Origin of the sequence: Clostridium oceanicum, from assembly GCF_039521385.1 — a bacterium.
Classification (GTDB): domain Bacteria; phylum Bacillota; class Clostridia; order Clostridiales; family Clostridiaceae; genus Clostridium_F; species Clostridium_F oceanicum.
Window position 1 is genome coordinate 268216 of sequence record NZ_BAAACG010000008.1, and the last position, 11193, is coordinate 279408.

An 11193-nucleotide genomic window follows, 5' to 3' on the forward strand; every position below is an offset into this window, starting at 1 on the left:
ACTGGTTATTTATTTCAATGCTCCTTAAATCTATATTTAATTTTTTATAAGAATTTTATACCTTTTATCATTTTTTATAGGGTCCAGTTCTCTATCTTTTATTATATACTTAATAAATCCTGGATACAAATTAACAGCATCATATAAATCTCTTAATGCATTATTATACTTTTTTAAATTAACATAGTAACAGGCTCTATTATAATACAAGAATCCAGAGTCTTTGTTATTTTCTATTCCTTCACTTATAATTTCTAAAGCCTTTTCATATTCACCCATATTCTTATATATAACAGCTAAGTTTAAATATGTATAAGGATATTCCTTATTATCTTCTATAGATAATTTATATAAATTAATAGCTTCATATTTTCTACCTAATTTATAAAGTACTACAGCTTTATTAAACAATGCCATATAATGATTAGGATATATACTCAATGCTTTATCTACCATTTCCAAAGAATCATTATACTGTGCTAGTTCTTCATATATAGAACTTAAATTTGTATAACTCCAAAAATCTTTATAATCTAAGTTTATAACTTTTTTATAATTTTCTATGGCCTTATTTTTTTCTCCTATATCATCATAAATTCCTGCTAAAAAAAAGTATGCTCTATTATAATTTGGATTTATTTCTATTGCTTTTTTATAGTTAACTATAGCTTTTTCATTTTCTTTTTTACCATCATAAATTATTGCCAATCCATAATATGCCCTCTCATCTTTAGAGTCTATATTAATTACTTCATTATACTTTTCTTCAGCTAGTTTTTTTTCACCTATTTCATCATAAATTAAAGCCATATCTATTAAAAGGTCTGTATCTTTATTTTCCTTCAAAAGGTTATAAGCCTTTTTATAAAATTTTAATGCATTTTTTATATCTCTTTTACTATAAAAATTTTTCCCTATTGTTTTATAATTTTCTACTTTATAGTTATTTTGTATCATTTTTTAAATCAACCTTCTTCAACTGTAAAATCTACTATAAATAACTCTTCATAACAAAGTATATTATAAGTTAAAATCTTTCTAAATTAAAGTATATATATAAACTATAACCTTAATATAGTTAATCAAGTTTTCTTTTATATATTATAATAAGACTTTATTTATTTAGTTTGCTTCCTTAATAAATAACTCTATTAACATATAAAAAATTGAAATTATAACCTAAAGGTAGTATAATTTAGTCTTTACTAACATATTTAAGGAGATTTTAAAATGTCTAAAAACAAACTTTTTTCTAGTAATCCATCTAAAACTCTATTAGTTATACTTGCTTGTATATTGTGGGGAAGTGCTTTTCCACTTTTAAAGATAACTTATAAAGAAATGAATATACCAGCCTCTGACATGAGTGCTAAAATATTTTTAGCTGGAATAAGATTTTTTATGGCTTCCATATTAATTTTCTTATTTTCAACTATAGTAATAAAAAAATCAATAAAGATTAAAAAAAATAAATTTCTACCTTTACTGGGGCTTGGAATATTCCAAACTTCAATAAACTACTTTTTATTTTATACAGGGGTAGGTAATTCTTCTGGAATAAAAGCATCTATAATTGGCTCTTTATCTGTATTTTTCGTAATAGTACTAGCTCACTTTTTATACTCTAATGATAGAATAAACTTTTCTAAAGTTATAGGACTAATTTTAGGTTTTTTAGGTATCATAAGTGTAAACTGGACTAGCTCCTTTCAATTCACATTTTCATTTAAGGGAGAAGGATTTTTAGTTATTTCTTCTTTTATCACTGCTTGTTGTACTTTATATAGCAAACATATATCTAAAAAAATTAATACCATACTTATAACCGGTTGGCAAATGTTTCTAGGTTCATTATTTTTACTTTTTATAGGTTATACTAATACTTCTATTAATGCTTTAGTATTTACCCCTAAAGTAATTATATTGATTATATACTCAGCATTTCTATCCGCTACCGCTTTTTCAATTTGGTTTACTCTTTTAAAATATAATAAAGCAAGCGAAATAGCACTATATAAATTTACAGTTCCTATTTCTGGATCTATTTTATCTTCTATATTTTTACCAACTGAAAAATTCACATTTCATATAACTCTTGGCTTAGCATTAGTTGCCATAGGAATAATTTTTGTAAACTCAAATATTAAAAGTATATGTTTTTTTAAAAAACAACATAAACTTCAAAATGGATATAAAAAATAGCTTAACTGTTACTAAAACAAAAACATCTATTTTAAAAAACCTCTTAATTTTAAGATGAAATAAAACTTCATCTTAAAATTAAGAGGTTTTTAGTATATTCTAAAGTTTAATTTAATTTCTAAATATTAAATTTTATTTGTTCTGTCTTTGCTTGTGATTCAACTTTTAAAACTCCATCTTTATATGGCTTTAAGAGATTTTTAACTTTAAATATATCTTCTTCATTAGATAACCACTTTTCTTCCGCTTCTCTATCAAATATAACAGGCATTCTATGGTGTATTTTGCTCATTTCCCTATTAGCACTTGTAGTTATAATTACAAATCCCCAAAATTCCTTTTTATTTTTATCAATACACTTTTTATATAGGCCTGCCATAGAAAATCTATCAATATTTTTTAAAGATACTTTATATTTAATTTTGTTTTTATCCCAATCATAAAAAAATTCAGCAGGTATTACACATCTATTATTTTCTAACAAATCTCTAAAAGTTCTCTTATCTATTATTGTTTCACTGCGAGCATTTATTATTAACTTATTTAATCCTTCTATAGGAAATCCCCATTTAAGATGTTTAATCTCTTTATTTTGATTCATTATGGGACATATTTCAGATGGAAAAACATCTCCTCTTGTAAATTTTAAAGGTACTCCTTTAAAATCACCATCTATATTCAAATGAAATCTTCCACACATAAAACTTCACCTCTTAAATAGATTATACACTTACTCATAAAAAAATACTTCTTAAAAAATATTTAATTTTTAAAAGAAGTATTCTACATACTATTATAAAAATAGATTTTTTCTAATTATTTTATTGAAAAAAAGCCACCAACATATTTATATATTGCTTTTGCTCATTTATTATCCTTGATATAATACTATAGGCTAAACTATTAATATCAATTTCTTTTTTTACTAATCTTCCTCTTATATCTAAAAGCAATGCTAAATTATCTTTTTCCATACAAAGAAGCCAATTTTTAAAATCATCTAAACTATTTATATTAGGTTTATGAATTCTTCCTTTAAATTCTTGTATTCTTGAAGAAATTTTATCATAAGAATGAAAATCTACATACTCCTCTAATTCATTTCCTATATTCATTTTTAAATTTTCTAATAAATCCTTATGCTTTTTGCATTGTTTTTTAATGGCATCAGACATTATTTTAATTCTAATATCTTTATTTTCATCATTAGATATATCTTTAAATATGCTTATTTCTTTTTCTACAATATATACTAAGTTGTCTATTATATCTAAAATAGTATACATAAAAACTAATTCATCCCTTTCTGTGTATTGATCCTAATTTGCTACTGAATATATAGTAATACTCTATGTTAAAATACTCCTAAGTTGAACATATTATTGTAGAAAATATTATTATATAAAATTGTATAAAATTACACATGAGTTATATATTCTCGGTTAAACTTAAAATTCCTTTACGGTTTATTAACTTTTTTTTAATATTTTTTATATAAGTTAAAAATAAAAATAAATTTTCATTTATATTATATAAAAAGTAAAATTTTTCTATTTATTTTTACTACCTTTTAATATAATATATTAATTTGATAATTTCTCATAATTAAATTAAATATAATTTTCTATATTAAAAAACTCTTTTTCAGATCACATGTTAAGCTAACACTCCCCCTGTATAATTACTTTAAACAAAAAGACTATTTTAAAATTATAATTTTAAAATAGTCTTTCTAATCATTTATACCTAAATTTTGAAACATTACTTTTAATTAACTTAAATCTAAATCTACATATTTACCCTTATTTTTAAATCTATCTACTATCTCTTTTTTTCTCTTTGAAATATCTGTACTATTTATAGTTGCCATAACACCTTCTACAGTTTTTATAAATTTTTCATATGGAAGCCCAACTGCCATTTCTTCATCTTTCCATTTGGCCATATATCTAGTACTTGGGCATAATGGAGTTAAATTCATCCTACCTTTTAAATAAGGTTCTACCGTAGCTTCTACACAAATACCTTGCATTGAAGCTCCTGTCATATTAACTCTACCTCCTATATGATAAACATATCCTTGCTGTATTCTCATTGCTTGATAAGGATTGCATATAAATATTATAACATCTGGAGTAATATTAAAATCTTCAAAAGGCATAACTAATACACCGTAAGTCTTACTTCCTGCTTTATATAATCCTGGAACATTTTCTCTAGTTCTTCTAGCAGCACTTAAAGTTGAATATAAATTATAAGAAAAATACTCCCTTCCTGATTCAATCTTTTCTGTACTATCCTCAAGACCTAAGGCTGTTGTTGCTCCATCACAAATATGATCTTCCAATAAAGATTTAAAAGCAAACCCCCTAGTAGCTTTTTCTACCATACAACAGTAACATAATTTAAATTCTGGTCTTTTAACTTCTAATTTATCAAATTCTTCTTTTGTATATATAAATTTTATTCCTACAGGCTTCCTAGTTAATCCAATAGCTAATGTTATATCTTCTATATATTCTTTTAAAAAACACTTATCATATTTATCTGTTGATAATCCATAAGTAATCTTAGGATGTTTAAATGGACTCAAACAAATCACTTCCTTTATAATTATATTTATCCCATTTACTAAAATTTCTATTTTTTCATATACTGTAACTAAGTATAAAATTCAAAGGCATAATTTCACATAAATATCTTATACATTAAATCTACTTATTTCTAAGCCAATTAGTTTATTTTAAAACTTATAATATACTTAATAAAAATAAAATCACTATTTTAAAATAATATCATTATTATAAACAGCTATATTTAATTAAAATTAAATCCTATTCCCATATTCATAAGATTATATCTTTGCAATATAATAACTAATAAAATACAAAATATTATGCTTAAAATCAAGCTAGTTCCATCTAATTTTTCAAATTTTATTTTTCTATAATATGTTCTATCTTTTGATATTCCAAATGCCCTTGCTTCCATAGCTATAGAAATTCTTTCTCCTCTTCTTATTGCTGTAGCTAGCATAGGTATAACAAATTTTTTAAAATCCTTTATTTTACCTATAAACCCTTTCTCATTTTTTATTCCTCTTATTTCATGAGCAAATCTTATACTCTCTAATTCTTTAGTAAAAGTAGGTAAAAATCTATAGGCTGTTAAAATAGAATATCCTATTTTATATGGTAAATGTAAATATGCTATCAAACTTAATATAAAATCTACAGGGTTAGTAGAAACAACAAAAATTATAGAATATGTTATTATAGCTAAAATTCTAAATCCTAATGCCAAAGATAATATTATATCTTTATTTCTCCATGTAAAACAATAAAATTTGAAATCATATATATATTTATGAGTTAATCCCCTAGTTAACATTGTAAATAAGAAAAAACTCAAAGCTACTATAAAAAAAGGTGCTATAAGCCTTATTATTTTTTTCAAAGGAAATCTCCCTAAAAATTTTAATATAAATATAGCAACTCCAAAAAATATAATGGAACTATATGGTTTGTAATCAAAAGTTATTATTGTAGTAGTAATTACTAATATTAAAACTTTTACAATTGGATTTATTTTATATAGTAGGCTATCCTTGTTATTTTCATCATATGTTATCATATAACACTTTCATCCCCTAAATATGTTTTTAAATCTTCTTCATTTATAAGCATTGGAAAATCTTTAATATTCTTTCTTATTTCCCTGCATACATCACCTAAAAAAGGTAATTGGAGTTTAGCATCATAAACAACATCAATACTTTTAAATAAACTTTTAGTATATCCATTAAATAAAATTTTTCCTTCTTTTAATACTATAGATTTGTCGCAATACTTTACTACCATATCCATATCATGAGATATTATTATAACTGTAACTCCACTTTTATTTATGCTTTTCATATAATTCATAAGCTCTATAGTATTCTCTATATCTTGTCCAAAAGTAGGTTCATCTAAAATTAATATTTCTTGTCCTGTTATAAGCATACTTGCAACACTTAATCTTCTTTTTTCACCTTCACTTAAAAGATATGGGTTAGCATTTTTCATGTTATATAAATTAAACTTTTTTAAATATAAATCAACTTTCTCCTTTATTAGTTCTTCCTTTTCCCCGTGATTTTTAAGACTATACCCTAATTCTTCAAAAACAGTATTTGCTACAAATTGATGTTCTGGATTTTGAAAAACTAATCCTATTTTTTTAGTTAACTCTAATCTTGAATAATCTTTTAGATTTTTACCATCTATAAGTATGCTACCATCATAATTTTTATAAAGTCCTAACAAAACTTTTGTTAAAGTAGATTTTCCAGCTCCATTATGACCTAAAATACATGTAAAATCCCCTAATTTTATATCTAAATTTATATTAGTTAATGAATTGCTTTTATTATGATAAGAAAAATTCAAATTATTTACACTAAGTACAGTTTTATTTTTATTCCTAATATGTCTTTCTTTTATAATCTTATTTTTCTTATAAATATTAATTAAACTTTCTACTATATCTGTTTTTTTGTATAAGTATTTGTCTAACAAATTATTTTCTTTAAGTATTTTAGATATATAAACTGATCTTGGCATAAAATAACATGAATTATTTTTATTACATATACTATTTAAAACATAATCCACAGATCCACTTAATATTTTTGAATCAGAAAAATAGATAACTTCATCTACAAAACCAAATATATAATCTAACTTATGCTCAATTAATATTATTGTTTTTTTATGTATATCTCTAAGTCTTTTTAAAATATTAAATATTTCAACTGTAGATTTAGGATCTAAATTAGCTGTAGGTTCATCTAAAATCAAACATTTAGGATCAATAGCTAAAATAGAAGCTATAGCCACTTTTTGTTTTTCTCCACCAGATAACAAATTTAAATCTTTATGCCTTATATGTTTTATATCAATAATATCTAAAACTTCTTCTATTCTTTTTTCTATTTTATTTCTATCAATATTTAAATTTTCTAAACCAAATGCTATTTCATCTTCTACAGTAAATGTACAAAATTGGCAGTCTGGATTTTGAAAAACATAGCCAAATTCTCTACATAAATTTGATGTAGACTCTCCTATAATATTTTTATTTTTATAAATTATTTTGCCTTCTATATCACCTTGAACTAAATTAGGTATAATTCCTGAAATACACTTTGCTATAGTACTTTTACCACATCCACTTTTCCCAATAAAAATATTTATTTTATTTTCCTTTATACTAAAACTTACATTATTTAATACTTTTTTATTATCTGCTAAATAATTAAAACTTACATTTTTAAATTCAACAAATGAATTCATTATTAACAGTTTTCTCCTCTGCCTATATTAAAGTTATTAACTACACCTGTCTTTTTAAGAGTATCTCCTATTAATTTAGTAATAAGTGCTCCAAGTAATACTCCACTTAACATTCTTACAGATATCATTCCAATTAAAACAGCAGTAGGTTGTACTCCATAACCAAAGGCAATATAATCTCTAATGAACATAAATATTGCTATAAGTATTCCTGACATAGATAAAGTCACCATATTAAATTTCTTGTACTTAAATGCCATAAATACTAATTCACATGCTACAGCTTGTACAAATCCTGCTAAGACAAGGTTTACAAGTCCAAAAGGACTTCCAAGTAATACTTCTGTTAAAGCTGCTGCCATAGAACCTAATATTGCTGCACCAGGTTTACGTATAATATACATAGCTAACATAGCAGAAGTAAAATACATTCCATAAAGAACCTCTATACCAATAGGTCCTAATATTGGAGATAAAGGTATGTATAAATTATCCCAAATCATTAAAACTACTCCTAACACTGCTCCAAGCATACATCCTACCACTATTTCTTTAAGATTCCATTTTCCACCCATTTAATGATCCTCCTTAGTTAATATAAATTCAGATAAATTTTACTACAATTCTTAATGTTTTTAAAATAGTAATTTATAATAGTTTGACTAATTATCTATAAGAAAAAACTATATAAATAAATCCTATAAAGTATTTTATAAAAATTACTTTATAGGATTTAATATAACCATTTTAAATTTGTTTAAAATTTATTTTAATATATTCTCTATTTTAAGCTTATTGCATCTAATAAATCACAATTAATTTTAAATATAAATATTCTATTTAAAATCTTGAACAAATTTTGAAAGTTTTTCTACTGATTCTCTTATACTATCCATTGTTGCAGATATTTCTTCTGTAGATGCTGCTTGCTCTTCACTTATGCTTCCAGTACTACTTATTGAATCATTTATTTTATTAACAGAATCATTCATCTCATATATTATATCCTTTATTTCTACTGCCGCTTCCTTACTTCTAGCAGATAGCTTTCTAACTTCATTTGCAACAACTGCAAATCCTTTTCCATGTTCTCCAGCTCTTGCAGATTCTATTGCTGCATTAAGGCCTAAAAGATTGGTTTGAGCTGCTATATTCTGTATTATTTCTAAAGCTTTAGTAGTCTTTTCTGCTTTATCTAAAGTTTCATTTACAAGATTAATAGCTTCTTGTCCATGTTTTGCTAGTTCTGAAGCTCCAGATGCCACTTCTTCTACACTTTCTGTTACTTGATTAGTAGCATCCATAAGAGTTTTAATATTGTTTACTAAATCTAAATTTTCCTCAATATTAACACAAGTACATATTGATCCTATAACTTTCCCTCTTACATCTTTTATTGGAGCTGCTAAGCATTTCATATCTGTGCCAAAAACATCTTTATCTAAGTTTTCTATAATCTTAGAATCTTGATTCATAGCTTTAACCATTAAAGCTTTTTTATTTAATTTTTCTCCTATATTAACATTAATATTAAAATTCTTAGCTGGAATAAATTCTATATATTTTTCTAAATCTGAAATTATTATAGCAGTATCTTCTCTCAAGGCTTCATAAAAATACTTACTTGATTTACATACATGATTTAAAATTTCATTATTAACTGAGTCCATATAATTTCACCTCTTTAATTCTATATATTTTATAATATCGTGGTTTGTGTAATAAACTATACTAAAATTACAAAATAAAAATATTACAATTATATTAATTTTAGTTAATTTATTGAAAATCACATTAAAAAACTAACTTAAAATAATCAATAACTTTTATTTTAAGCTAGTTTCTATAAATATTATTTTACGCTATCATAATTTAAAATTTCTATTATAAAGAATAACAGTCAACTATTTCTGCATAATAAATAGTATGAATATCTCCATCTTTGTATGCTTGATTCTTAACATCTTCATCTAATAAATTTAGATCCATTTCTTGCTTATATAGAACTTTACATTCATAGTGCATTTTACAATCAGAGATTACAGGGGTTTCTACTTTATTACCTTCTTTTAACTTAAGACTACATTCTTTGATTTTGTCATAATCTCTTCCTGATTTTGACCCACAAAAAGCTAACTCTTTTTTCATGTTATCATCTAAAGGAACACTTATTGTAAATTCATTAGATTTATCAACAAAATGTTTTGTAAATCTACTTTCACGAATTAGAGCTGTAAATATAGGCTTTCTCCATGAATATCCTATACTTCCCCACCCAATAGTCATTGTATTTACTTTTCCATCTGCTTTTGAAGTTAGAAAAGCTCCTCTAGTTGATATAGATTTTATAGCCTCTTCCATGTTTTGCGTATAATTAACACTCATTTTTATTCCTCCTTATGTAAGTCACATTTAAATAAATAATAACTAGGCAGTATGCTAAAAATATTTTTTTCAAACAACCTATTTTTCTAAACCTACTGATGGTTTAAATACTAATAAATAACCAATTACTATATTTTACATAATATAAGTACCATGCTCAGACTGTTATTTATTTTTATATGCTTAAATAAAATTTTAAAACTGATAATATAAAATTATACCACTAAACTACTATAAAGTTGTAATATATTTTTTAATAAATTCTTTTGCATTGTTCATATCTCTACTATCTGGATGTGTACTTGCTCTTTCATATATTTTAATTTGTTCTCTTATTTTTATGTTATTAGGGTTTTCTTTTAGCATTTCTTTATATCTTTCTACTAATTTATCATTTATTTTTCCCTGACATAAAAAATGACCTAGTATTTTATTATCTTTATCTATTATTTCTTCTACTTTTTGTTTTATACTATCATAATAATCTCCAACATCTTCTGCGCCTAAAGTTCCAAATAATAATATATTTTTATTATGTATCTTCTCTATAAGTTTTATTGTATTATTATCACAGGTTCCTTTATCTACCCAATATCCAATTACAATTAAGTCATATTTATTATAATCAAACTTTTCATCAGATTTATATATATCTTTTTCTAAAGGAATTTGATTATAAATTGTTTCTGCTACCTTTTTTGTATTTCCTGTTACAGAAGAATATACAACTAAACTTTTCATATTAATCACTCCTATTTATTTTTATGTAATATACATCCAAAATGAGAATTATTTAAAACAACTTATTTATTATAAATTATTAAAACATTTCTTAAGCAATCCATTTAAAACACATGCTTCATCTTTTGATAATCCTTGTAACAATTTTTCTTCCCATTGAGGAAATAAGTTTATCATCATATTTATAACCTTTTCACACTCTTTAGTAGGATATATATTAAAAGATTTTTTATCTTTATCATTTGTTACTTTTTTTATATATCCATATTCATTAAGTTTTTTTATTGTTCTAGCAGTATAGCCTTTATCTACTTTTAACTCTTCACTTATCTCTTTAGATGTAATCCCTGGTTTTTTAGAAACAAGTATTAAATAATAATAAACTCCCTTTGTTAAGTTATATGGTTTAAGTCTTTCTTCACAATAATTTTGAAAATCCTTATATAAAATACATATATATTGAGATATACCTTCAGATTCAAAAATAATTTTATTACTAGTCATATAAAATTCCTTTCTACATAAATTG

Annotated in this window: 12 protein-coding genes; 1 reads left to right on the forward strand and 11 read right to left on the reverse strand. The window is 23.8% G+C overall.

All coding sequences use genetic code 11. The features are described 5' to 3' along the window. Window positions 1–36: 36 nt before the first annotated feature. Window positions 37–957, reverse strand: a complete 921-nt coding sequence (locus ABDZ71_RS07405; protein WP_343760388.1) for a tetratricopeptide repeat protein — start codon at window positions 955–957, stop codon at window positions 37–39. A gap of 273 nt (window positions 958–1230) precedes the next feature. Between ABDZ71_RS07405 and ABDZ71_RS07410 the strand changes: the two genes are divergently transcribed. Next, a complete protein-coding gene (locus tag ABDZ71_RS07410; RefSeq protein WP_343760391.1) occupies window positions 1231–2202 on the forward strand; it encodes a DMT family transporter in 972 nt (323 codons plus the stop codon). Window positions 2203–2320: 118 nt separating this feature from the next. Here ABDZ71_RS07410 and ABDZ71_RS07415 read toward each other — a convergent pair whose 3' ends face one another. The 10 genes from ABDZ71_RS07415 to bilQ form a co-directional block, all read right to left on the reverse strand. Further along, window positions 2321–2902, reverse strand: coding sequence for an SOS response-associated peptidase (locus tag ABDZ71_RS07415; protein WP_343760394.1), 582 nt, complete (start codon window positions 2900–2902; stop codon window positions 2321–2323). A 121-nt stretch (window positions 2903–3023) separates the two neighbouring features. After that, window positions 3024–3488, reverse strand: a complete 465-nt coding sequence (locus tag ABDZ71_RS07420) for a hypothetical protein (protein ID WP_343760396.1) — start codon at window positions 3486–3488, stop codon at window positions 3024–3026. 485 nt (window positions 3489–3973) lie between these two features. Beyond that, entirely contained in the window at window positions 3974–4795 is an 822-nt protein-coding gene (locus ABDZ71_RS07425) for a DUF169 domain-containing protein (RefSeq protein ID WP_343760398.1), read from the reverse strand. 224 nt (window positions 4796–5019) lie between these two features. Continuing rightward, window positions 5020–5835, reverse strand: a complete 816-nt coding sequence (locus ABDZ71_RS07430; RefSeq protein WP_343760399.1) for an energy-coupling factor transporter transmembrane component T family protein — start codon at window positions 5833–5835, stop codon at window positions 5020–5022. After that, window positions 5832–7538 (reverse strand): ABC transporter ATP-binding protein, encoded by a 1707-nt coding sequence (locus ABDZ71_RS07435; RefSeq protein WP_343760400.1) that lies wholly within the window; start codon window positions 7536–7538, stop codon window positions 5832–5834. Before ABDZ71_RS07435 ends, ABDZ71_RS07430 begins: the two co-directional genes overlap by 4 nt. A gap of 2 nt (window positions 7539–7540) precedes the next feature. Beyond that, window positions 7541–8113: an ECF transporter S component gene (locus ABDZ71_RS07440; protein WP_343760402.1), complete on the reverse strand. Its 573-nt coding sequence runs from the start codon at window positions 8111–8113 to the stop codon at window positions 7541–7543. A gap of 261 nt (window positions 8114–8374) precedes the next feature. Continuing rightward, on the reverse strand, window positions 8375–9208 hold the full coding sequence (locus tag ABDZ71_RS07445) for a methyl-accepting chemotaxis protein (protein WP_343760404.1): 834 nt from the start codon (window positions 9206–9208) through the stop codon (window positions 8375–8377). A 214-nt stretch (window positions 9209–9422) separates the two neighbouring features. Beyond that, window positions 9423–9923, reverse strand: coding sequence for a flavin reductase family protein (locus ABDZ71_RS07450; protein WP_343760406.1), 501 nt, complete (start codon window positions 9921–9923; stop codon window positions 9423–9425). 231 nt (window positions 9924–10154) lie between these two features. After that, on the reverse strand, window positions 10155–10664 hold the full coding sequence (gene bilS / locus ABDZ71_RS07455; RefSeq protein ID WP_343760408.1) for a flavodoxin family protein BilS: 510 nt from the start codon (window positions 10662–10664) through the stop codon (window positions 10155–10157). Between the two features lie 69 nt (window positions 10665–10733). After that, a complete protein-coding gene (bilQ, locus tag ABDZ71_RS07460; protein ID WP_343760410.1) occupies window positions 10734–11168 on the reverse strand; it encodes a bilirubin utilization transcriptional regulator BilQ in 435 nt (144 codons plus the stop codon). Between the last annotated feature and the right edge of the window lie 25 nt (window positions 11169–11193).